This window comes from Pseudomonas sp. B21-047, assembly GCF_024748775.1.
Lineage (GTDB): Bacteria > Pseudomonadota > Gammaproteobacteria > Pseudomonadales > Pseudomonadaceae > Aquipseudomonas > Aquipseudomonas capeferrum.
Genome location: NZ_CP087169.1, coordinates 4,257,948 through 4,280,465, shown reverse-complemented (window position 1 = coordinate 4,280,465; position 22,518 = coordinate 4,257,948). Strand labels below are relative to the sequence as shown.

General features: G+C 62.4%; 25 protein-coding genes and 1 tRNA gene. 12 read left to right on the top strand and 14 right to left on the bottom strand.

Annotated features, from left to right (window positions below; all coding sequences use genetic code 11):
* Positions 1 to 8 precede the first annotated feature (8 nt).
* The 3 genes from LOY26_RS19435 (at position 9) to LOY26_RS19425 (ending at position 1,039) form a co-directional block, all read left to right on the top strand.
* Positions 9 to 233, top strand: a complete 225-nt coding sequence (locus tag LOY26_RS19435) for a hypothetical protein (RefSeq protein ID WP_081874734.1) — start codon at positions 9 to 11, stop codon at positions 231 to 233.
* A gap of 12 nt (positions 234 to 245) precedes the next feature.
* Complete coding sequence (phnN, locus tag LOY26_RS19430; protein ID WP_258714009.1) at positions 246 to 875, top strand: phosphonate metabolism protein/1,5-bisphosphokinase (PRPP-forming) PhnN; 630 nt, start codon at positions 246 to 248, stop codon at positions 873 to 875.
* Between the two features lie 87 nt (positions 876 to 962).
* Positions 963 to 1,039: transfer RNA gene (locus LOY26_RS19425), tRNA-Arg, on the top strand.
* 24 nt (positions 1,040 to 1,063) lie between these two features.
* Here the strand turns inward: LOY26_RS19425 and LOY26_RS19420 are convergent.
* From LOY26_RS19420 to LOY26_RS19400, 5 genes are all read right to left on the bottom strand, one after another.
* Positions 1,064 to 1,390: an AzlD domain-containing protein gene (locus LOY26_RS19420; RefSeq protein ID WP_033699548.1), complete on the bottom strand. Its 327-nt coding sequence runs from the start codon at positions 1,388 to 1,390 to the stop codon at positions 1,064 to 1,066.
* Positions 1,387 to 2,130: an AzlC family ABC transporter permease gene (locus LOY26_RS19415; protein WP_186656191.1), complete on the bottom strand. Its 744-nt coding sequence runs from the start codon at positions 2,128 to 2,130 to the stop codon at positions 1,387 to 1,389. The genes LOY26_RS19420 and LOY26_RS19415 overlap by 4 nt, the downstream gene beginning before the upstream one ends.
* Positions 2,131 to 2,260: 130 nt before the next feature.
* Positions 2,261 to 3,205, bottom strand: coding sequence for a dihydrodipicolinate synthase family protein (locus tag LOY26_RS19410; RefSeq protein ID WP_408980744.1), 945 nt, complete (start codon positions 3,203 to 3,205; stop codon positions 2,261 to 2,263).
* A 37-nt stretch (positions 3,206 to 3,242) separates the two neighbouring features.
* Positions 3,243 to 4,616: a fosfomycin efflux MFS transporter AbaF gene (gene abaF, locus LOY26_RS19405; RefSeq protein WP_274098337.1), complete on the bottom strand. Its 1,374-nt coding sequence runs from the start codon at positions 4,614 to 4,616 to the stop codon at positions 3,243 to 3,245.
* A gap of 185 nt (positions 4,617 to 4,801) precedes the next feature.
* Positions 4,802 to 5,422 (bottom strand): GntR family transcriptional regulator, encoded by a 621-nt coding sequence (locus tag LOY26_RS19400; protein WP_152604616.1) that lies wholly within the window; start codon positions 5,420 to 5,422, stop codon positions 4,802 to 4,804.
* Between the two features lie 281 nt (positions 5,423 to 5,703).
* Here LOY26_RS19400 and LOY26_RS19395 point away from each other — a divergent pair, with 281 nt between their 5' ends.
* The gene (locus LOY26_RS19395; RefSeq protein WP_258714007.1) at positions 5,704 to 6,738 is read left to right on the top strand and encodes a sensor domain-containing diguanylate cyclase; all 1,035 of its coding nucleotides are present in this window, start codon (positions 5,704 to 5,706) and stop codon (positions 6,736 to 6,738) included.
* Between the two features lie 73 nt (positions 6,739 to 6,811).
* Here the strand turns inward: LOY26_RS19395 and lpdA are convergent, their stop codons facing one another.
* Genes lpdA through LOY26_RS19375 form a run of 4 tightly spaced genes read right to left on the bottom strand, consistent with a single transcriptional unit; the run spans position 6,812 to position 11,773 of the window.
* Positions 6,812 to 8,191, bottom strand: a complete 1,380-nt coding sequence (gene lpdA / locus LOY26_RS19390; protein ID WP_258714006.1) for a dihydrolipoyl dehydrogenase — start codon at positions 8,189 to 8,191, stop codon at positions 6,812 to 6,814.
* A 2-nt stretch (positions 8,192 to 8,193) separates the two neighbouring features.
* Positions 8,194 to 9,480: a dihydrolipoamide acetyltransferase family protein gene (locus tag LOY26_RS19385; protein WP_258714005.1), complete on the bottom strand. Its 1,287-nt coding sequence runs from the start codon at positions 9,478 to 9,480 to the stop codon at positions 8,194 to 8,196.
* Entirely contained in the window at positions 9,481 to 10,539 is a 1,059-nt protein-coding gene (locus LOY26_RS19380) for an alpha-ketoacid dehydrogenase subunit beta (protein ID WP_033699538.1), read from the bottom strand.
* Between the two features lies 1 nt (position 10,540).
* Positions 10,541 to 11,773 (bottom strand): 3-methyl-2-oxobutanoate dehydrogenase (2-methylpropanoyl-transferring) subunit alpha, encoded by a 1,233-nt coding sequence (locus LOY26_RS19375; protein WP_047583445.1) that lies wholly within the window; start codon positions 11,771 to 11,773, stop codon positions 10,541 to 10,543.
* A gap of 197 nt (positions 11,774 to 11,970) precedes the next feature.
* Here LOY26_RS19375 and bkdR point away from each other — a divergent pair, with 197 nt between their 5' ends.
* From bkdR to LOY26_RS19360, 3 genes are all read left to right on the top strand, one after another.
* A complete protein-coding gene (gene bkdR / locus LOY26_RS19370; RefSeq protein WP_027593063.1) occupies positions 11,971 to 12,456 on the top strand; it encodes a Bkd operon transcriptional regulator BkdR in 486 nt (161 codons plus the stop codon).
* A gap of 196 nt (positions 12,457 to 12,652) precedes the next feature.
* Positions 12,653 to 13,894 (top strand): glutamine synthetase family protein, encoded by a 1,242-nt coding sequence (locus tag LOY26_RS19365; RefSeq protein ID WP_077068544.1) that lies wholly within the window; start codon positions 12,653 to 12,655, stop codon positions 13,892 to 13,894.
* A 127-nt stretch (positions 13,895 to 14,021) separates the two neighbouring features.
* Positions 14,022 to 15,362 carry an MFS transporter gene (locus LOY26_RS19360; protein WP_033699534.1) on the top strand — a complete coding sequence of 447 codons (1,341 nt, stop codon included), beginning with the start codon at positions 14,022 to 14,024 and terminating at the stop codon, positions 15,360 to 15,362.
* 72 nt (positions 15,363 to 15,434) lie between these two features.
* Here LOY26_RS19360 and LOY26_RS19355 read toward each other — a convergent pair whose 3' ends face one another.
* From LOY26_RS19355 to flgA, 5 genes are all read right to left on the bottom strand, one after another.
* Positions 15,435 to 16,013, bottom strand: coding sequence for a hypothetical protein (locus LOY26_RS19355; RefSeq protein WP_258714004.1), 579 nt, complete (start codon positions 16,011 to 16,013; stop codon positions 15,435 to 15,437).
* A 185-nt stretch (positions 16,014 to 16,198) separates the two neighbouring features.
* The gene (locus LOY26_RS19350; RefSeq protein WP_186656238.1) at positions 16,199 to 16,942 is read right to left on the bottom strand and encodes a flagellar brake protein; all 744 of its coding nucleotides are present in this window, start codon (positions 16,940 to 16,942) and stop codon (positions 16,199 to 16,201) included.
* Positions 16,943 to 17,021: 79 nt separating this feature from the next.
* Complete coding sequence (locus LOY26_RS19345; protein WP_033699531.1) at positions 17,022 to 17,489, bottom strand: flagella synthesis protein FlgN; 468 nt, start codon at positions 17,487 to 17,489, stop codon at positions 17,022 to 17,024.
* Between the two features lie 50 nt (positions 17,490 to 17,539).
* Entirely contained in the window at positions 17,540 to 17,854 is a 315-nt protein-coding gene (gene flgM, locus LOY26_RS19340; protein WP_258714003.1) for a flagellar biosynthesis anti-sigma factor FlgM, read from the bottom strand.
* Positions 17,855 to 18,010: 156 nt separating this feature from the next.
* Entirely contained in the window at positions 18,011 to 18,763 is a 753-nt protein-coding gene (gene flgA, locus LOY26_RS19335; protein WP_156310990.1) for a flagellar basal body P-ring formation chaperone FlgA, read from the bottom strand.
* A 77-nt stretch (positions 18,764 to 18,840) separates the two neighbouring features.
* Here flgA and LOY26_RS19330 point away from each other — a divergent pair, with 77 nt between their 5' ends.
* The 5 genes from LOY26_RS19330 to flgD all read left to right on the top strand — a co-directional run bounded on the left by LOY26_RS19330 (position 18,841) and on the right by flgD (position 22,513).
* Positions 18,841 to 19,770, top strand: coding sequence for a chemotaxis protein CheV (locus LOY26_RS19330; protein WP_033699526.1), 930 nt, complete (start codon positions 18,841 to 18,843; stop codon positions 19,768 to 19,770).
* Between the two features lie 51 nt (positions 19,771 to 19,821).
* Positions 19,822 to 20,649, top strand: coding sequence for a protein-glutamate O-methyltransferase CheR (gene cheR, locus LOY26_RS19325; RefSeq protein ID WP_047583440.1), 828 nt, complete (start codon positions 19,822 to 19,824; stop codon positions 20,647 to 20,649).
* Positions 20,650 to 20,945: 296 nt separating this feature from the next.
* The gene (flgB, locus tag LOY26_RS19320; RefSeq protein WP_033699522.1) at positions 20,946 to 21,353 is read left to right on the top strand and encodes a flagellar basal body rod protein FlgB; all 408 of its coding nucleotides are present in this window, start codon (positions 20,946 to 20,948) and stop codon (positions 21,351 to 21,353) included.
* 2 nt (positions 21,354 to 21,355) lie between these two features.
* Positions 21,356 to 21,799, top strand: coding sequence for a flagellar basal body rod protein FlgC (flgC, locus tag LOY26_RS19315; RefSeq protein ID WP_033699519.1), 444 nt, complete (start codon positions 21,356 to 21,358; stop codon positions 21,797 to 21,799).
* Positions 21,800 to 21,811: 12 nt separating this feature from the next.
* Positions 21,812 to 22,513, top strand: a complete 702-nt coding sequence (gene flgD / locus LOY26_RS19310) for a flagellar hook assembly protein FlgD (protein WP_095063736.1) — start codon at positions 21,812 to 21,814, stop codon at positions 22,511 to 22,513.
* Positions 22,514 to 22,518: the final 5 nt, after the last annotated feature.

Below are 22,518 nucleotides of genomic sequence, written 5' to 3'. Positions count from 1 at the left end.
AAAATTGGATGCTCATCTTGCCTCATGCTCGCCGTTTCCTTGGCGTCAATTCTGTGACAAATAGTGAGCTGGATAAAGGCTTTATGCCAGTACCAATTATCAGAAATGAGCACTGGTTTGAAAAGTTTTACCTGCCCCAACTTGCCCTGCCGTCATTCTTCTGCCGTCAAAAACTGGTAAAACGCAGCAAAAGGCCAAGAAAACACCTAGAATGCGCGGGTTTCCTTCCTTAGAGCATAGTGGCTATGCAACATGACGCAAGCGCTCGTCGATCAGCGACAGGCCGGCTGATATTTCTCATAGGACCCTCGGGTTCCGGGAAAGATTCCCTGATCGATGCCGCGCGCGAACAACTTGTTGCAGCCGGGGTGCAAATCGCCCGTCGCGTCATCACCCGTTCGGCCGAAGCCAAGGGTGAAGCTGCCCATGGCGTCACTGCCGAGCAGTTCGAAGCGCTGTGTGCCCAAGGTGCTTTCGCCATGCACTGGCGTGCCAATGGCCTGGGTTACGGCATCCCGCTACAGGTCGATCAATGGCTGCAGGCGGGCAGGCCGGTACTGGTCAACGGTTCCCGGGCCTACCTGAGCGAAGCGCGGCGGCGCTACCCGGGCCTTCTGCCGCTGCTCATCGACGTGAAACCGCAGGTGCTGCGCGAGCGCTTGCTTGCCAGAGGCCGGGAGACCGCGCAAGAGATCGAGCAGCGCCTGGCACGTAACAGCGGGCTGCAGGCGGTCGCCGATCCGTCAGTGCATGTGTTGGACAACTCCACCACGCTCGAAGCGGCGGTGACCAGGTTGTTCAAACTGCTGCACGATGAAGGCGTGATTGCCGGGCCAGACGCGCCCGGCACCGGCCCGCAGAAAAGGATTACGTGAAAAAGGCCTGTTGCAGCATGACAAATGCCAGCATGCTGGTTAACATGCTGGCCGTCCAACCGTGCAGTGCTCACTGCCGGTGTTTGCGTCTCAGTAGCTCAATTGGATAGAGCATCCCCCTCCTAAGGGGAAGGTTGCAGGTTCAATTCCTGCCTGGGACGCCATTTCTTCACGCCCTTCGCCAAAGCCTACAGCCCCCAGTGCTTCAACGCCCACAGCGCGCCCATGCCCACGCCCAGCGTCAGCAGCGTGCTGCGCGTTCGCCAGGCCACCAGGCCCGCGAGTATCGCAGCCGGTATCTGCGGGTTCAGCCAGTCGAAGTCGGCCTGCCGGTCAGGCAGCACCACGGCCGGCAGCACCAGTGCGGCCAGCACGCTGGCCGGCACATACGCCAGGGCGCGGCGAAACAGCGGCGGTATGCGCAGCACGGCGTAGAACTCGATGAACGACAAGCGCACCGCGAAGGTGCCCAGGCCGATCAGCAAGAAGGTCATCCATGGGGTCATTTCGCTCATGATGCTTCCTGTTCGCGGTGTTCATCAGCCACAGGCTGCACGGTTCTGCCTTTTTGCAGGCGCTCGAGGAGCAGGCCGGCGATGATCCCGCCTAGTGCACCCGCCAACAGGCCCAGGTTATAGGGCAGGTCTACCGCCAGCACGGCGAGTACACCACCGGTCAATGCCGCGCCAATGGTCGCCGGGCTGCGCAGGCTGGGGATCAGCAGCGCCAGGAACGACAAGGGGATGGCAAAGCCCAGGGACCAGTCTTCCGGGATGCCCGCGCCCAGGTATATGCCGGCCAGCACCGAGAGGTTCCAGCCGAACCACATGGTGATGGCCGTGCCGGCGTAGTAGTGGAAGGCGAAACGGCCCAGTTCCCCCGAGGCCATTTTCAACGAACACAAGGCAAAGGACTGGTCCGAAAGCAGGTAGGCCATCGGCCACTTGCGCCGCCGCGGCAGGTGGCCAAGGTGCGGGGCCAGGCTGGCGCTGTACATCAGGAAGCGGAGGTTGATCACCAGCGCCGTGACCACCATGGTTACCGGCAGGGCGCTGTTCTGCATCAACTGCATCACCACCATTTGCGCCGAGCCTGAATAGAACAGCAAGGTCATGCCGATGGCATCGGCGGGCGACAGGCCCATGCCGATGGCTGTGACCCCGGTGATCAAGCCGAACGGCACGACCCCGGAGGTCAACGGCAGGACGCTGTGGGCGCCCTGTCTGAACGCTTGGGTCGCGCTGGGGTACGGCATTTGAAGTCCTTGACGATGTCCGAGAGGGCGAGGGTTGCTGCCAAGGTAATGCCCGTGAAAGTTGGCCGCAAGGGTAGATCTTACACACTGCTGCCCCCTGCCCAAGGGAAGGGGGCATGGCTGCGCGCTGTCAGTCTACGTTGTTGGCCGCCGACCAGTCGGCGTACCAGGCGCGGAACAGCGCGTACTGCTGTTCGGCATAGCGGCGCTGGGCGTCGGTCAATGCATCGGTTTCGTTGAAGTGCCGGGCGTATTCCGGGTTGCCGTTGAGCACCATCAGGTGCTTGTAGTACAGCACCAGGTCGCAGCCTTCATCGAAGGACGACAGCACGGCCAGGGCCGCTTCCAGTTCCCCGGCAAGGCGCCGCGCTTTGGCATCGCCCTGGGCTGCACGTTTGGCCAGCGCCACCAGGTGCAGCACCTCGCGCGGCAGCGCATTGCCAATGCCGGTGATGGCGCCGGTGGCATTGCAGTTGACGAACCCGTGCACCACCTGGGTATCGACGCCCACCATCAAGGTGACGTCATCATCTTTGGCGGTGATGAACTCTGCGGCATAACGCATATCCGCAGCGCCGCCGAACTCCTTGAAGCCGATCAGGTTGGGGTGCTCGCGGCGCAGTTCGAAAAACAGGTCGGCGCGGGTCGCGAACCCGTAGTACGGGCTGTTGTAGATCACCGCCGGCAGCTGCGGGGCGGCATCGAGGATGGCCTTGAAGTGGGCCTTCTGGGCCACTGCCGACGCACCACGGGACAGCACACGGGGGATCACCATCAACCCCTGGGCGCCAACCTTCGCCGCATGGGCGGCATGGGCCACGGCTTCGCGGGAGTTGACCGCACCGGTGCCGACGATGGTTGGGATGCCGGCCGCTACCAGGCGTGCCACCCCCTCCTGCCGCTCTGCCTCGGTGAGCAGCGGCCAGTCGCCCATGGAGCCGCAATACACCACGGCGCTCATGCCAGCTTCGATCAGTTCGCGGCCTTTGCGCACCAGGGCGTCAAAATCAGGCTTGCGCTCGGGGGTGCACGGGGTCATCAGTGCGGGGATGGTGCCGGTGAAGATGTTGCTCATGGTCATTACCTCGAGGGTTGTCGTTCTTGTTGGTCTGTCAGCGGTCGGCGGTGCGTGCCAGGGATTCTTCATCCACCGCCCGCAGCGACTTGCCACGTGTTTCCCTGGCACCGGCGACGGCAATGATCGAGATCACGGCGGAGGCCACCAGGTACCAGGCGATCGGTGTGGAGCTGTTGTATTCCTTCAGCAGGGTCACGGCGATCAGCGGCGCCAGCGAACCGGCCAGGATCGGCGCCACCTGGTAGCACAGCGACAGGGCGGTGTAGCGCACATGGGTCGGGAACAGTTCGGCCATCAGGGCGGAGTAGGGCGCGTAGGTCATCGACTCGATGGCCAGGCCCAGGGTGATGGCCGCCATGATCAGCCAGTCGTTGCCGGTGTCCATCATCGGGAAGCCGACGAAGCCCCAGAACGCGGTGAGCACGGCGCCGATCAGGTACACAGGCTTGCGGCCGATGATGTCCGAGAGGTAGCCCATGAGCGGGATCATGAAGAAGTGCAGCAGGTGAGCGCCAAACATCAGCAGCAGGATTTCTGACGTGTCCTTGTGCACCACCAGCTTCAGGTAGGTGATGGAGAAGGTGACGACGATGTAGTAGAGGATGTTTTCCGCAAACCGGGCGCCGATGCCGATCAGCACTTCGCGCCAGTATTTGGTGACCACCTCGACCACGCCCAGTTGCTGGCTTTCCACCCGCTGCTGGCGGGCCTGGGCCTCTTTGAAGATGGGGGCATCATCGACCCGGGTGCGGATCCAGTAGCCAATCAGCACCACCACGGCCGAGAACCAGAAGGCGACGCGCCAGCCCCAGTCGAGAAATTGCGCTTCGGACAGGTTGGTCGAGAGCAGCAGAAGGATGACCGTGGCAATCAGGTTGCCTGCCGGCACGCCCGCTTGCGGCCAGCTGGCCCAGAAGCCGCGACGGTTGTCCGGGCTGTGTTCGGACACCAGCAGCACGGCCCCACCCCATTCGCCGCCAAAGGCAAAGCCTTGGATCAATCTCAATACCACCAGCAGGATGGGGGCGGCATAGCCGATGCGTTCGAAGGTGGGCAGGCAGCCCATGAGGAAGGTGGTCACCCCGACCACGATCAGGCTGATCTGCAGCAAGTGTTTGCGCCCGACCTTGTCACCGTAGTGGCCAAATACCAGGCCGCCGATGGGGCGGGCGAGAAAGCCCACGGCATAGAGGGCGAATGCCGCGATGATGCCGTCCATCGCGCTGCCGGTCTGGCGGAAGAACAACTGGCCGAAGACCAGCGCGGACGCGGTGCCATACAGGAAGAATTCGTACCACTCGGCAACGGCGCCCGCCATGGCGGCTGCCACCACGCGTTTGATGCCCGCAGGCGCCTTTTCTGCTGTGTTCGCGGCACTCACTGATGCCGCAGTTGTGGGTGTGGCCATCGTTTTGCACTCCGATACGTATTATTGGAAGAAGGAGTAGGCAGTTCGGCATCGTTGTGTGCCGCACATTCCTTATATTGTATTTCGTATACGATATCTAGATAAGCAAAAACGAAGCCAAGGACAGGCGGTCGCGCGCGGGCGGCGCTCGCTATACGCCACCCTAAAAATCAAGGCAGGGCTGCTCAGTTATGGGGCAGATGATCGTAAAGGCTTTGGCACACCCCATTGATGTGCGTCTCGATCAGCCGGGCAGCCAGCTCCACGTCCCGTGCGCGGCAGGCGGCGACAATGTCGCGATGCTCGTGATCCGCGCGGTCCTTGCCGGCCGACAAGCTCATCTGCATGCGCAGATAGCGTTCGACTTTGTCATGGATGGAGCGAATCAGGCCGATCAGGTAGGGGCGTTTTGCGGGCTCGTACAAACACGCATGCAGCGCCCAGTTGAGGTCGGCCCAGCGGCCGATATCGTCCTCGCCGATGAACTCCGCGCAGATGGCTTCGGCACGGGCAAAGTGCGCTTCGGTCATGTTGGGGATCGCCAGGCGAATCGCCTTCACCTCCAGCAGCACCCTGACCTCGAACATCTGCGCCAGCTCGGGCTCGGAGATGCGCGTAACCAGGGCGCCACGGTTGCGATGAAAGTCCACCAGGCCTTCCGCTTCAAGGCGTTTCAACGCCTCGCGCACCGGAATCTTGCTGACATTGAAGGCCTGCGCCACCTCGTCCTGGCGCACCGGTTCGCCTTCGGCGAGCTGCCCCGAGATGATCGCCTCGCGCAGGTGCTTGGCGATGATTTCGGACATCGAAGGTGTGGCACCCAGGTTGGTAGCTTTGAACGACGGCAGCGGCACGGGATTTTCCAGCAATCAGGCTTTGTGGATATCTTATACGAAACGCAATGCCAGCCAAACCAGCCGCCGCCGCGAGGCCCATCGAGAAATAGCCCCTTGGTCCTATTCCGGTTGCACCCTGGCGGGCATATGCTTGCCCGTCAGCGGCTTTGCCTTGCCGCCTGCGGCACCTATCAAAACTGTCGGCAGCTCCTTGACCGGGGCGCAGTTGCTGGACATCAGGGAGAGCGTCCATGAGTCACAACACCAGGCCGGCACCCGCCGGCTTCAGTGAGCAGCAGCTGCATACCTTGTTCGAATTGATCAGCGACGGCATCTGGGACTGGAATGCCAACACCGGCTACGTCTATCGCAACCCGGGTTGGTACGCCATGCTCGGCTACGCCAGCCATTCCATGGCCAACTCGGTGCTGACCTGGGAAAGCGTGATCCACCCGGAGGACTATCCGCGGGTAATAGCGCACTTCGAGGCCTACATCACCCAACGCAACGAGCGCTACCTGATCGAGTACCGATGTCGTTGCCAGGATGGCAGTTATCTGTGGGTCGAAGACAGCGGCTACATCATCGCCCGCAACAGCGACGGCTCGGTGGCGCGCATGCTTGGCGCCCACCGCAACATCGATGCCGGCAAGCGGCGGGTAGCGCAGCTTGAGCAACAGAACCTGTCGCTGGAAAGCCTGGTGGCCGAACGCACCCTTGAGTTGTCCTGGGTCAACCAGCAGTTGCAGCGCCAGCTGGATGAAAACCGCGAATTAGCCGAGCGCGATGCGTTGACCCGGATCGCCAATCGCTATCGGCTGGACAAGGTGCTGCAGCAGGAATGCGAGCGGAGCCAACGCTTCCGCCAGCCGTTGTCGCTGATTGCCATGGACGTGGATGACTTCAAACCGATCAATGACCGCTATGGCCATGCCCGTGGCGATGCGGCGCTGGTCCAGGTGGTCGACAACCTGCGTACCTGCCTGCGCGAATATGACCTGCTGGCGCGTTGGGGCGGCGATGAGTTCGTCATTGTGCTGCCGCAGACGCTGCTGGACGAGGCGCTTGAAGTGGCTGCAAGGTTGCGCCAGGTGATGGAGAAGGTGGAGCCGGTCGGCGAGTGTCGCCTGACCATGAGCTATGGGGTGGTGCAGTGGCAGGAAGGTGATGCGCCGGATGACCTGCTGGCCCGTGCCGACAAGGCCCTATACCGGGCCAAGGGGGCGGGCAAGAACGCAATAGCGGATGACCTGACTGCGCTTGCAGAACAACACGGATCTTGCTGATTTAGCGGGTGCCTGAGGGGGAGCGGTTTTACCCGCCCCCCCAGGGACTCAATCGGCCTGAGCCCTTTCAGCGTCAGATATGCAGGGCGTGGCCCAGCGCACGCAATGCCGCTTCCTGCACCGCTTCACCCAACGTCGGGTGGGCGTGGATGGTGCCCGCGATATCTTCCAGGCATGCGCCCATTTCCAGTGACTGGGCAAAGGCCGTGGACAATTCCGAAACGGCCACGCCCACCGCCTGCCAACCCAGGATCAGGTGATTGTCGCGGCGCGCTACCACGCGCACGAAGCCGGCTTTGGACTCAAGGCTCATGGCCCGGCCGTTGGCGGCGAACGGGAACTGCGCGACGATGCAGTCAAGGCCCTGCTGGCTGGCCTGCTCAGGCGTCTTGCCGACCACCACGATCTCCGGGTCGGTAAAGCACACCGCAGCGATTGCGCTGGGTTCGAAGCGCCGCGTCTTGCCGGCGATGATCTCGGCGACCATCTCGCCCTGGGCCATGGCCCGGTGCGCGAGCATCGGTTCACCGGCCACGTCGCCGATGGCCCAGACATTGTGCATGCTGGTCTGGCAGCGCTCGTCAATGGCGATGGCGGCGCCGTTCATCTTCAGCGCCAGGGATTCAAGGTTGAAACCCTGGGTGCGGGGGCGGCGGCCCACGGCCACCAGTACCCGGTCGGCTTCCAGGCGCAGTTGCTCGCCCTGGCCGTCGCGGGCCAGCAGGCAACCATTGTCGTAACCTTCGACGCTATGGCCCAGATGCACGGCGATGCCCAACTTCTTCAGCGCCTCGGCCACCGGGCTGGTCAGTTCGCTGTCGTAGGTTGGCAGGATGCGCTCGCGTGCTTCCACCACGCTCACCTGTGCGCCCAGCTTGCGGTAGGCGATACCCAGCTCCAGGCCGATATAGCCACCGCCTACCACCACCAGGTGCTGCGGCAAGGCCGCCGGTGCCAGTGCCTCGGTCGAGGAAATGATCGGCCCGCCCAGCGGCAGCATCGGCAGTTCGACGCTGTTGGAGCCTGTGGCCAGCAGCAGGTGCTCGCACTGGATGCGCTGGCCATCGACGTCGACATGCTTGCCGTCGAGGATCTTCGCCCAGCCGTGGATCACCTTGACCCCGTGCTTTTTCAGCAAGGCCGCAACCCCACTGGTCAGGCGGTCGACGATACCGTCTTTCCAGGCCACGCTCTGGGTGATGTCCAGGCGCGGCGCGCTGACACTGATGCCCAGTGCCGACGGCGCGGTGTACCGCGAGGTCTGGTGAAACTGCTCGGCGACATGGATCAATGCCTTGGACGGAATGCAGCCGACGTTCAGGCAAGTGCCGCCCAGCGCCTGGCCTTCGACCAGCACGGTGGGGATACCCAGTTGCCCGGCGCGGATGGCGGCCACATAGCCGCCAGGGCCGCCGCCGATGATCAGCAGGGTGGTTTCGATAGTCTGTTGCATGCTCACTCCACGAACAGGCAGGCGGGTTGTTCAAGCAGGCCACGCACGGCCTGGATGAACAGCGCGGCATCCATGCCATCGACCACCCGGTGGTCGAACGAGCTGGACAGGTTCATCATCTTGCGCACGACGATCTGGCCGTCGATCACCATCGGCCGCTCGACCATGCGGTTGACGCCGACGATCGCCACTTCCGGGGTGTTGACCACCGGCGTGCTGACGATGCCGCCCAACGCACCGAGGCTGGTCAGGGTGATGGTCGAGCCGGACAGTTCTTCGCGGCTGGCTTTGTTGCTGCGCGCAGCAGTGGCCAGGCGCGAGATTTCGCTGGCATTGCCCCACAAGTTGCCGGCTTCGGCATGGCGCAGCACCGGCACCATCAGGCCGTTGTCACCCTGGGTGGCGATGCCCACATGCACCGCGCCATGGCGGGTGATGATCTGTGCTTCGTCGTCATAGGTGGCGTTGATCTGCGGGAAGTCGCGCAGGGCCACGACCAGGGCGCGGACCAGGAACGGCAGCAAGGTCAACTTGCCACGGCTGTCGCCGTGCTTCTGGTTGAGCTGCTGGCGCAGGGCTTCCAGGGCGGTGACGTCGATTTCCTCGACATAGCTGAAGTGCGCGACCCGGCGCTTGGCGTCCTGCATGCGCTGGGCGATCTTGCGGCGCAGGCCGATGACTTGCACCTGCTCGCTGTCGGTACGCTTGGCGTAGCCGCTCGGTGCTTGCCCGGCTGCGGTCTGCGGTTTGCTCATGAAACCGTCGAGGTCTTCGTGCAGGATGCGCCCGGCCGGGCCGCTGCCGTGTACGTAGCGCAGTTCGATACCGGAATCCAGCGCACGTTTGCGCACGGCTGGGGAGGCCAGTGGCTTGTCGCCGGCCTGGCGCGGCACGATGGGCGCGGCGGTGTGGGGGGCTGCGCCCTGGCAGGCGGGCGCTGGCACTGCGGCACGCGGCTGCGGCGTGCTCGCGACTGGCGCGACAACTGCCTCGGCCGGCTTGGTGTCGGCCGGCTTGCCCTGCGGCGCGTCGACATGGTTGCCGCTGCCCTCTACTTCGATGCGGATCAGCTCGCTGCCGACCGCCATCACTTCACCCGGCTGGCCACCCAAGGCCAGCACCTTGCCGCTGACCGGCGAAGGGATTTCCACGGTCGCCTTGTCGGTCATGACATCGGCCACTACCTGGTCCTCGGCGATCACATCGCCGACCTTGACGAACCACTCGACCAACTCGACCTGTGCGATGCCTTCGCCAATGTCCGGCATCTTGATGACGTGCGTGCCCATTCAGACCTCCATGACCCGTTTCAATGCCGCACCTACCCGCGAAGGCCCTGGGAAGTAAGCCCATTCCTGTGCGTGGGGGTAGGGGGTGTCCCAGCCGGTGACGCGCTCGATCGGCGCTTCGAGGTGATGGAAGCAGTGTTCCTGAACCAGCGACACCAGCTCGGCACCGAAACCACAGGTACGGGTGGCCTCATGCACCACCACGCAGCGGCCGGTCTTCTTCACCGACGCGACGATGGTTTCCAGGTCCAGCGGCCACAGGCTGCGCAGGTCGATGACTTCGGCGTCGACGCCGGTCTCCTCGGCGGCCACCTGGGCCACGTAGACCGTGGTGCCGTAGGTCAGCACGGTGACATCATTGCCCGGGCGGGTGATCGCCGCCTTGTCCAGTGGCACGGTGTAATAGCCATCCGGCACGGCGCTGTGCGGGTGCTTCGCCCACGGCGTCACAGGGCGGTCGTGGTGGCCGTCGAACGGGCCGTTGTAGAGGCGCTTGGGCTCGAGGAAGATGACCGGGTCGTCGCATTCGATCGAGGCGATCAGCAGGCCCTTGGCGTCATAGGGGTTGGACGGCATGACCGTGCGCAGTCCGCACACCTGGGTGAACATCGCCTCCGGGCTCTGGCTGTGGGTCTGGCCGCCGTAGATACCACCCCCGCACGGCATGCGCAGGGTCAGCGGCGAGATGAACTCGCCGGCCGAGCGATACCGCAGGCGGGCCATTTCCGAGACGATCTGGTCGGACGCAGGGTAGAAGTAGTCGGCAAACTGGATTTCCACCACCGGGCGCAGGCCGTAGGCACCCATGCCCACGGCGGTACCGACGATACCGCTTTCGGAGATCGGCGCGTCGAACACGCGCGACTTGCCGTATTTGTTCTGCAGGCCTTCGGTGCAGCGGAACACGCCGCCGAAGTAACCGACGTCCTGGCCGTAGACCACGACATTGTCGTCACGCTCAAGCATGATATCCATGGCCGAGCGCAGGGCCTGGATCATGGTCATGGTAGTGGTGGCCATGGCGGTTTCCGGGTTGATGCTGTTGTTATGGTCGTTCATCTCAAACCCCCAGTTCCTGGCGTTGACGGCGCAGGTGTTCGGGCATTTCCTTGTACACGTCCTCGAACATCGAGGCTGCGCTCGGGATGTGGCCGTTGGCCAGGGTGCCGTACTGTTCGGCTTCCTTCTGCGCCGCGATGACCGCAGCTTCGAACTCGGCGGTGACGGCCTGGTGTTCTTCCTCGGACCAGTGGCCGATCTTGATCAGGTGCTGCTTCAGGCGGGCGATCGGGTCGCCCAGCGGGAAGTGGCTCCAGTCATCGGCGGGGCGGTACTTGGATGGGTCGTCGGAGGTCGAGTGCGGGCCGGCACGGTAGGTGACCCACTCGATCAGGCAAGGTCCCAGACCACGGCGGGCGCGTTCGGCAGCCCAGCGCGAGGCGGCGTAGACAGCGACGAAGTCGTTGCCGTCGACGCGCAGCGAGGCGATGCCGCAACCTACGCCACGGCCGGCGAAGGTGGTCGATTCACCGCCAGCAATCGCCTGGAAGGTGGAGATCGCCCACTGGTTGTTGACCACGTTGAGGATCACCGGCGCGCGGTACACATGGGCGAAGGTCAGGGCGGTGTGGAAGTCCGACTCGGCAGTGGCGCCGTCGCCGATCCAGGCCGAGGCGATCTTGGTATCGCCCTTGATCGCCGAGGCCATGGCCCAGCCGACCGCCTGCACGAACTGGGTCGCCAGGTTGCCGCTGATGGTGAAGAAACCTGCCTCGCGCACCGAATACATGATCGGCAGTTGGCGGCCCTTGAGCGGGTCACGCTCGTTGGACAGCAACTGGCAGATCATCTCCACCAGCGACACGTCGCGGGCCATGAGAATGCTTTGCTGGCGGTAGGTGGGGAAGCACATGTCGGTGCGGTTCAGCGCCAGGGCCTGGGCGCTGCCGATGGCTTCCTCGCCCAGGCTCTGCATGTAGAAGGACATCTTTTTCTGGCGCTGGGCAACCACCATGCGGCTGTCGAAGATACGCGTCTTGAGCATGGCGCGCATGCCTTGACGCAGGACCATTGGGTCGATGTCCTCGGCCCACGGGCCAAGTGCGTCGCCATGCTCGTCCAGCACCCTGATCAAGCTGTTGGACAGCTCGGCGGTGTCGGCAGCGTCGACGTCGATCGAAGGTTTACGGGCAATACCTGCATCGTTCAGACGCAGGTAGGAAAAATCGGTCTGGCAGCCTGGCCGGCCGGTTGGCTCGGGCACATGCAAACGCAGGGGGGCGTACTCGTTCATGCTTTTTACGCTCGCTCGAATGTTGTTTTTGTGAGCTCTGAAGCGGCCGCCGCTGAGTACCGGCTCGTGACTGGCAAGTCAGCGTCCCCTACATCTTAGTGGCACGGCAGAAGAATATTTCTCTCAAGTTGGTTGCCTTTGCCGACGGGCGCAGATAAACATTCCGCATAAACACAAAAAACCGGTGAATTTGTCTCATGCGCAAACTCGATCGTACCGATATCGGCATTCTCAACAGCCTTCAGGAAAACGCCCGCATCACCAATGCAGAGCTGGCGCGCTCGGTTAACCTGTCGCCCACCCCCTGTTTCAACCGGGTCAAGGCCATGGAGGAACTAGGGGTGATCCGCCAGCAGGTGACCTTGTTGTCACCGGAGGCGCTGGGGCTGGATGTGAATGTGTTCATCCATGTGAGCCTGGAAAAACAGGTGGAGCAGTCGCTGCACCGGTTCGAGGAGGAGATCGCCGAGCGCCCCGAGGTGATGGAGTGCTACCTGATGACCGGCGACCCGGACTACCTGCTGCGGGTGCTGTTGCCGAGCATTCAGGCGCTGGAGCGGTTTCTCGATTACCTGACGCGGTTGCCGGGAGTGGCGAACATTCGCTCGAGTTTTGCCTTGAAGCAGGTGCGCTACAAGACCGCCTTGCCGTTGCCGGCCAATGGCATGACCCTGCGCGAGTAAAGGGTTGCCAGCACTGGCAACCCAGTAGGTGCTTGATATTTTAAACACCCCCAGCCTATGTTGTTGTCAGCCAATAACAACAAGGACAAGCGTCATGACCACCGCAGGCCAGAACACCCTTGCCGAACACCTTCACGGCATCGATGAAATCGAATGCGTCACCCCCGACCTCAACGGTGTGCCGCGCGGCAAAGTGATGACTGCCGAGGGCTTCCTCGAAGGCCGGCGCCTGCAGATGGCCCGTGGCGTGCTGTTGCAATGCATCATGGGCGGCTACCCGCCGGCAAGGTTCTACGGCAGTGATGACGGCGACCTGGCGCTGGTGGCCGAGCCCACGCAAATCCACCGCCTGCCCTGGAGCGAGGATGGCCGCGCCCTGGCCATCTGCGACGCCAACGAACTGGATGGCAGGTCGTCGGCGTTGTCCACCCGCGGCCAGCTCAAGGCGGTGATCGCCCGCTACGCAGCTTTGGGCCTGGCCCCGGTGGTGGCCACCGAACTCGAATTCTTTGTCTTTGCACCCAACACCGACCCCGTGCAGCCCTTTCTGCCGCCCCTGGGCAAGGATGGCCGCCGGGAGCTTGGCCATTCGGCGTTCAGTGTCAGCTCCAACAATGGCTTGCGGCCGTTCTTCAACGAGGTCTACCAGTGCATGGCAGCGCTCGGCCTGCCACGTGACACCTTCATGCACGAGATGGGCATCAGCCAGTTCGAGATCAACCTGTTGCACGGCGACCCGCTGCTGCTGGCCGACCAGACCTTCCTGTTCAAGCACCTGCTCAAGGAAGTAGCGCTCAAGCATGGGCTGACCGTGGTGTGCATGGCCAAGCCCCTGGCCAAGACCCCCGGCAGTTCCATGCACATTCATCAGAGCCTGGTGGAGATCGGCAGCGGGCGTAACGTGTTCAGCGATGAGCAGGGACAGCCGACCGCCACCTTCCTGCACTTCATCGGTGGCCTGCAGGCGTGCATGGCGGACTTCACCGCGTTGTTTGCGCCCAATGTCAATTCCTACCAGCGCCTGTGCCACCCGTACGCCTCGCCCAACAACGCCTGCTGGTCCGAGGATAACCGCGCGGCGGGCTTGCGCATACCGGCCAGCGCCCCCGTGGCCCGGCGCGTGGAAAACCGCTTGCCCGGCGCCGATGCCAATCCGTACCTGGCGATTGCCGCAAGCCTGGCTGCCGGGTTGCACGGCATCGAGCAACGCTTGCAGCCGGCGCCGGCCATCCAGGGTGAGTTCGAGGTGCCAGAGCACCTGAGCCTGCCGTGCACCCTGCACGCAGCACTGCAGCGCCTCAAGCGCAGCGCGCTGGCGCGGGAACTGTTCGGCAACGAGTTCATCGAAGGCTACGTTGCCAGCAAGACGCTGGAGCTGACCGACTTCTTCGACGAGATCACGCCGTGGGAGCGTCGGGTGCTGGCAGCACAGGCCTGATCGCGACACAACCGCTACTGGACGCGTCCCCTGCACGCTATTTCGCAGGCAAGGGACTGCGCTGCAACACAATTGCTTTTATGCTTGCCAGGCCAACGCCACCTGACCAGGGAGCCCGACGGGACGTATGCGAAACATCTGGAAGCCGTTTCAGTCGCTGTATTTCGCTGCCTTGATGATGCTTATCGGCTCAGGCCTGCTCAGTACCTACCTGGCACTGCGCCTGGCGGCCGACCATGTCGACAGCTTGTGGGTCGGTGCGTTGATGGCGGCCAACTACTTTGGCTTGGCCGTGGGCGGCAAGGTCGGCCACCGGCTGATCGGCCGGGTAGGGCACATTCGCGCGTATGCCACCTGCGCCGGTATCGTTTGCGCGGCGGTGCTCGGCCATGGCATGACCAATTGGTTGCCGGCCTGGGTCGGGCTGCGGATGGTGGTCGGCCTGGGGATGATGTGCCAGTACATGGTCATCGAAAGCTGGCTCAACGAACAGGCCGATGCCAAGCACCGCGGTGCGGTATTCAGTGGCTACATGATCGCCTCCTACCTGGGGCTGGTGCTCGGCCAGCTGATTCTGGTGGTGCACCCCGAGCTCGGCCCTGAACTGCTGATGCTGGTCGCCATGTGCTTCGCCCTGTGCCTGGTGCCGGTGGCGATGACCCGGCGCATTCACCCGGCGCCTTTGCGCCCGGCCCCGATGGAGCCGAAGTTCTTCATCAAGCGGGTGCCGCAGTCGTTGAGCACGGTGCTCGGTTCGGGCCTGATCGTCGGTTCGTTCTACGGCCTGGCGCCGCTGTACGCTTCCAATCAGGGGCTGTCCACCGAGCAGATTGGTCTGTTCATGGGTAGCTGCATCTTTGCCGGGCTGCTGGTGCAGTGGCCGTTGGGCTGGCTGTCCGACCGCTACGACCGCGCGTTACTGATCCGCAGTGCTGCCGTGGGCCTGGCAGTGGCCTCTGCGCCGCTGGCCCTCTTGCCCAGCGTGCCGCTGGAGTTGCTGTTCGGTATCGGCTTTGTCATTTCATTATTGCAGTTCTGCCTGTACCCCTTGGCAGTTGCGTTCTCCAATGACCACGTGGAAAGCGAGCGGCGGGTCTCGCTGACCGCCATGCTGCTGGTCACTTATGGTGTGGGCGCTTGTATCGGCCCTCTGGCGGCGGGCGTATTGATGAAAGTGCTGGGGGCGCAGATGCTGTATGCGTTCTTCACGTTCTTCGCGCTGGTGCTGGTGTGGCGCATTCGGCCGAAAGCGGTCACCGGGCTGCACCAGGTGCAGGACGCGCCGCTGGGCCACGTGGCAATGCCGGCGGCCGGTTCGCCGTTGTCGGCAGCGCTCGACCCACGGGTCGATGAGCAGACGGTGCAGGATGTGATGCAGGCGCCGGTGGCGGCGGAGGATACGGAAGCGGACCAAGGCTCGGTAGAGCGCGAAGCCAAGGCGCAACCTGAAGTCGACAAGTCTGTGTGAGGTCAGGCCGCCCAGCGTTGAAGGCCGAGTGAGCCGTATCCGTCGCTGGGCGTCGCGGTGACTCACCGCAGATCACAACACCTTGATGGCGTGCAGGTGGAATTTCAGTATCGTTCCGTCCTTGGTGCCTGCGTGCAAGAACCAGTGACGGAGTGTCTCGAATCGGTCTTTGTAGACCGACATAACCTGCGAGACCCGATGACCGTCTTTGTCACGTAAGTAAAACTCGACGTCTTCGGCGCCCGTCAGGTTGCCGTCCCATTTGTCGAGTAATTCAATCTTCCATTGATCCTGGAAGGAGGGGGCCTTGTTCAGCAGCGCCGAAGGATTGAGTCCGCTGGTGAGCTCATATGTCAGCCCGTACCCGTACATACCCAGCCAGCCGTTGCTGTTTTGCTCAAGCCTTGCGTTATTGAACTTGGCGTCTGCGGTGCTGTTGATTCGATAAATGAGGCGGTTCGCCGTTTCTTCGATGAAGGTGAATTTGAATGTGAGCGGTTTGAAACTGACTGAATCACCTCGTTCGTCGTCGGTACACAACCAGCCGTCCTGGTTTGCAGCAAAAGGCGGATAGGCCCAATAAGGTGTATCAACCACCCCGATCCGGCCAAACTGGCTATGCAATTCTGCGGTAAATGTGGAACGAATCATGCGCTGTCTGCTCCTCTGACCCGCCCAGCCGGGCGGTACAAAACCACATTAAGCAGCCGCCAAAACAGCGGTAAGCGGGAAACCTTGCTGGTCAGCAAACCCGGTTGCCCGCATGCAAGGTCGGGTAATGGGCGCCAACAAAAACGCCACCCGTTTGGGTGGCGTTGGCGCATCAGGCGATGACCTCAATAGTCGTCTTTATCGAACCGTCGCGCTTCACGCTGCAACTGGTAGACGAAGCTTTCGATCTTGCGTTGCGCCTGGCCGTTGAGGTTATGGAAGCGCACGCCGGCGAAGGTGGTGTTGATACGCTCCTCGAAGTGCAGGTGGCGCAGCTCGACCATGGTGTCGATCAGGCCCAGCGGGTTGCCGGCCTTGAAGCGCTCGTACACCTGGCCCAGTTGCAGGCGGTCCTCGACGTTGCCTTCGAAGCGCAGCTTGCAGCCGGTGGCAGAGATGTCCAGCAGCTTGCCGCGCAGGGCACCGTTGCCTTTGAGGTGGGTGCCGTCGAGGATGACATCGACCAGCTGCGACAGCTTCAACGCAGCGCGAAAGGCGTTGCGGCGCTGGTGGTAGGTCATTTCTTCCGGCATCGCGCCGCGGTAGCAGCGGTGGCCGTCGACTTCGCTGATGGTCAGCTGGGCAGTGCATTCCCAGGCGATGCGCACGCCATCATGGAAGCCTTCGACGCGGAACGGTTCGCCGTTCTCGATGAATTTTTCGCCGTCGCGGGGGATCATTTCGTCCAGTGCCAGGGTATTGCTGTCGCGGTCAACATTCACCACGTAGCTCTGGAACCGCTGGTTGCGATCATGGAAGGTGATGATCAGGGGATCATGGCTTTCCTGCAGCTGTCGCAGGTTGGCTGCGATCTCCAAAGGTGTACTCAGCACCTTCGGCGGCTGCGGGGCATCGGCTTCATTGAACACGGCTAATCAATCTCCAGGCAAAAACGACACACGCAAGTAACGGCATTTTGCCAGTATGTTCCGTGCCTTGATAGAAGTATCACACTTGGCTGAGGGCGCGCGGCTTGGCCAGCAGCGAGGTGCCGCCACGGCTGTCGTAGAGCGACGGAGAATCGCCACCCATGAGGATTCTGATCTGGTTGTTGGTGACGTGTTGCTGCACTTGGATGATGCGCCCGTTGGTCTCGTTGATCTGCTGGCAGGTGTCCATCAGTTGCGAGAGCATATCGAGCCGTTGCAGCATTGTTTCGCCATGCTGCGACTGCGCTGCCACTGCCTGCACACCGGCGCGGTCGGCGCTAAGGCCGAGGCCGGTGAGCAACTGGCTGCGCCGCTGCCCATGCTGCTCGAGCAAGATGATCAATGACTGCTTGCGGGCCAGGATCTGTTCCAGCAGTGCCATCTCGCGGCCATGCAGGGCGACCGCTTCTTTATGAAGGAGGTCGAGCAGTTCCTGCATCGGGGCGATGTCATCTTCGATCAGTTGCAGCAAGGTGGTGTCGTGCATGGCTAACTCTTGGCTTTGTTAAGCGTCCGTGAAGTCAGCGCGCCGAACGGTCAGCGCTGGGCTTCGAAATCGAGCAGTTTGCTGGCGACCCGGCCGGCATCGACCTGGTAGCTGCCATCGGCGATCGCCTGTTTCAACTCGGCCACGCGGGCACTGTTGATCACGGGCTGTTCGCGCAGCGTGTCGCTGATCTTTTGCAACTGCTGTGCCTCTTGGCTGAGGTGTACGGCTTCTCCGCTGGCGCTGGTGCTTTTAGGCGCTTCCTGGCTCGCGCCGGGCTTTTCGGCAGTGCCGGGCGCGGCATTGCCGCGAACGCCGCCCGTGACGGACGGAGAGTTATTCAAACGACTGAAGTCGATGACCATGATCAGAAACCCCTGGGTATTTGGACGCTTGCCTTGTTTTCGGCCAACCCGAAAGAAACTTTAGGCACAAATGCATAGCCGCCTGTCAGCAAGCTCGCGAACCCGTGTTCTGACACAGTTTAGGAAAAGCGGTTCCACACTGCCAGCGCAATCCTGCTACATCGTCACCTCGACCTGGCCGGGGCCGGTCACCCGGGCCTTGATCACCCGTTTGGAATTGAGGTTGCGCACCCGGATCTGTTCACTCAGGCCACCCTTGCTCAGCGCTTCGCCTGGCATGCGCACGCTCAGGCTGCCGCTGCGGGCGATGATCACCACGTGGTCGCCCTTGCGCACCACTTCGGCTTGCTCAAGGTGCTGCGGGGTGAGCACCTGGTCGATGACCGTAGGGCGCAGCATCTTCATGCCCACCGCCTGGTCCAGCTCGCTGAGAAAGCCCTGGCCGAGGGTGCCGACATCACGCTCGCGCAGGGCCACGTCACCTTCGCCGACCACGTTGTCACGCTTGAGCGGGCGGGTGACCACCACCACATCGCGAAACAGCCGCACCGTTGCCGGCACAAACACGGTCCACGGTGCCGCACTGTCGCAACGCACCCGCACCGTGACCCGTCCCAGTGGCTGCGCGGGGCTTTCCAGCGAAGCGTCCAGTGGCTGGCTGCACAATGGCATGCGCAAGCGCGGGTCGAGGGTGCTGACCTGGATCTCGTAACGGCCGACGGTTTGGGTGGTGGCCAGATAATCTTCTACGGTGAATTCAAGAAACCCTTGGGTGACACCGATAAGCTGTTCAGGCAAGGTAAACGCGTCCGCCAGCGTGCGAACGCCGGGCACCAGCAGGCACAGCGTGGCCAGCGAGCCAGTCAGCAGGTGCGTCAATCGTCGGAAAAATGTCGTTTTCGTGTACATGGCGCTCAAAAAAGCAAAGCCCGTGCCGACTCGGTACCTGATTTGCAACGAAAGGCTGAAACGTAAAGGAGTCTGGCATGGCGGGTGTTATGGATTCGGTCAACCAGCGCACACAGCTGGTGGGGCAGAATCGCCTGGAATTGTTGCTGTTTCGCCTCAATGGCGGCCAGCTCTACGGCATCAACGTGTTCAAGGTCAGGGAGGTGCTGCAGTGCCCTGCGCTGACCGTGCTGCCCAAGTCCCACCCGGTGGTGCGCGGCGTGGCCAACATTCGCGGGGCGACCATCCCGATCCTCGACCTGTCGATGGCTACTGGGTTGGCGCCACTGCAGGAGGACACGCGCAACAGTTTTGTGATCATCACCGAGTACAACACCAAGACCCAGGGCTTTCTGGTGCACTCGGTCGAGCGCATCGTCAACATGAACTGGGAAGAAATCCATCCGCCACCCAAGGGCACCGGCCGTGACCACTACTTGACTGCGGTCACCCGGGTGGATAACCGCATGGTCGAGATCATCGACGTGGAAAAGGTGCTGGCCGAAGTGGCGCCGTCGTCCGAGCAGGTGTCTGCCGGTGTGGTCGATGCCGAGGTGCAGGACAAGGCCGTGTTGCTGCGGGTGTTGACCGTCGACGATTCATCGGTGGCGCGCAAGCAGGTCAGCCGCTGCCTGCAAACCGTCGGCGTCGAAGTGGTGGCGCTCAACGATGGCCGCCAGGCGCTCAACTACCTCCGGCAATTGGTGGAGGAGGGCAAAAGGCCGGAAGAAGAGTTCCTGATGATGATCTCGGACATTGAAATGCCAGAAATGGACGGTTACACGCTGACCGCGGAGATCCGCAGCGATCCGCGCATGCAAAAATTGCACATCGTCCTGCATACTTCGCTGTCCGGGGTATTCAACCAGGCGATGGTCAAGAAAGTCGGCGCCGATGATTTCCTGGCCAAGTTCAAACCGGACGACCTGGCGCAGCGCGTGGTCGACCGGATCAAGGCAACACATTGAAGCAGCCGGGAGCACGCTCCCGGCACCAGCGATTGAAAAGAGGCGGCAGTAGTGTCTACGGGTAATTTGGATTTCGAACAGTTCCGGGTCTTCCTGGAGAAAGCCTGTGGCATCCTGCTGGGCGAGAATAAGCAGTACCTGGTCTCCAGCCGTCTCAACAAGCTGATGGAGCAACAAGGTATCAAGAGCCTGGGCGAGCTGGTGCAGCGCATCCAGACCCAGCCGCGCAGCGGTTTGCGCGAACAGGTGGTCGACGCGATGACGACCAACGAGACCCTGTGGTTCCGTGATACCTACCCGTTCGAGGTGCTGAAGAACAAGGTCATCCCCGAGTTCATCAAGAACAACCCGGGCCAGCGCCTGCGCATGTGGTCGGCGGCCTGCTCGTCGGGGCAGGAGCCGTACTCGATCTCGATGGCTATCGATGAGTTCGAGCGCAGCAACCTGGGCCAGTTGAAGATGGGCGCGCAGATTGTCGCGACCGACCTGTCCGGGACCATGCTGACCAACTGCAAGACCGGCGAATACGACAGCCTGGCGATTGCCCGCGGCCTATCGCAGGAGCGCCTGCAGCGCTACTTCGACCCCAAGGGGGCGGGGCGTTACGCGATCAAGCCGGCCATTCGCAGCCGCGTCGAGTTCCGCTCGTTCAACCTGCTCGACAGTTACGCGAGCTTGGGCAAGTTCGACATCGTGTTCTGTCGCAACGTGTTGATCTACTTTTCGGCCCAGGTGAAGAAAGACATCCTGCTGCGTATCCACAGCACGCTCAAGCCGGGCGGGTACCTGTTCCTTGGCGCCTCCGAGGCGCTGAACGGGTTGCCGGACCATTACCAGATGGTGCAGTGCAGCCCGGGGATTATCTACCAGGCCAAGTAGGGTTTGCCTTGAGGGTTGTGGCGCCTACGAGATCGAGCGCCGCGCGGGCGGCGCTCGATCTCATAGGCGCCACACCGCTATCGCCAAACACGTCAATTTTTTGTTTTGCCGCCTATGCCGACCGGCAATTGCCGCTTGCGCCCCTTCAAGCGGAAGACCTTTGCCGCTTTTCTGGCATCACCCTGACAGCACTCCGTCTTGCTAGCCCGTATTTCCGGGCCTTTCCGCTGGTTGGCACAGCCCTTGCTATGCCTTGCTCAACGACACTCCGGTCAACCTTCGAAGGTTTCCCCGACATGAGCATCAGCTTCGACAAGGCGCTTGGCATTCACGAAAAGGCCCTGGACTTCCGCGCCCAGCGCGCCGAAGTGCTGGCCAACAACATCGCCAACGCCGACACGCCCAACTACAAGGCGCGTGACATGGACTTCTCCTCGGTGCTCGCCGCCGAAAGTGAAAAACAGCAAAGCGGCCGCTTCGCTCTGGATCGGACCAACAGCCGGCACATCGAGGCCGATGGCCTGGCCCTGAGCGACGAGGCGCTCAAGTACCGCACGCCGCTGCAGCCGTCGATCGACCAGAACACCGTGGACGCCCAGATCGAGCAATCGAACTACACGGAAAACGCCATCGGTTTCCAGGCCAGCTTCACCTTGCTCAACAGTAAATTCAAAGGGCTGGTTTCGGCCCTGCGCGGAGAGTAACCATGTCCCTATCCAGTGTCTTCAACATTGCCGGCAGCGGCATGAGCGCGCAAAACACTCGCCTCAACACCGTGGCCTCGAACATCGCCAACGCCGAGACCGTGTCGTCGAGCATCGACCAGACCTACCGCGCACGCCATCCGGTATTCGCCACCACCTTCCAGGACGCGCAAGGCGGTACCAGCCAGTCGCTGTTCGAGGACCAGGGCGAAGCCGGGCAGGGCGTGCAGGTCAAAGGTATCGTCGAAGACCAGAGCAACCTGGAAGCGCGCTACGAGCCCAACCATCCGGCGGCGAACAAGGACGGCTACGTCTACTACCCGAACGTCAACGTGGTCGAGGAGATGGCTGACATGATCTCTGCCAGCCGTGCGTTCCAGACCAACGCCGAGCTGATGAACACCGCCAAAAGCATGATGCAGAAAGTCTTGACCTTGGGTCAGTGATAGGAAGCCGACATGACCACGACCAATTCCACCAGTGACGTCGGCAGCGCGTACCTGACCTCGCTGCAAAAGCAGACCAGCAAGACCGACAGCAGCACCGGCGCTGCCGGCAGTGCGCTGGGCAAGGATGCGTTCTTGCAGTTGCTGGTAACGCAGATGAAAAACCAGAACCCGCTCGACCCGCAGGAAAACGGCGAGTTCGTGGCGCAGCTGGCGCAGTTCAGCAGCCTTGAAAGCATGCAGACGCTCAACGAAACGGTGAACTACATCGCCGGTTCGTTCCAGTCGTCCCAGGCCTTGCAGGCCTCGTCGCTGGTTGGGCGCAACGTGATCGTCCAGACCGACAAGGCCGTGGTCGACACCAGCAAGGAGCTCAAAGGCTCGGTCAACCTGACCTCTTCGAGCACCGCCACGTCCGTCGGTATCTACGACAAGGACGACAAGCTGGTGCGCACCCTGGACCTGGGTACCAAGGCTGCGGGCAAGGCTGACTTCACCTGGGATGGCAAGGGTGAAGATGGCGAGGTACTGGCGGAGGGCACTTACACCTTCAAGGCCACTGCCAGCATCGATGGCAAGGCCACGGCCATGACGACCAACCTGCCGGCCACGGTCACCAGCGTGACCATGGGTAGCAATGGCGCGGAGATGACGCTCAACCTCGCCGGGCTGGGCAGTATCGCGCTTTCCAAAGTTCAAAGCATTGGCATTTAGGGCCT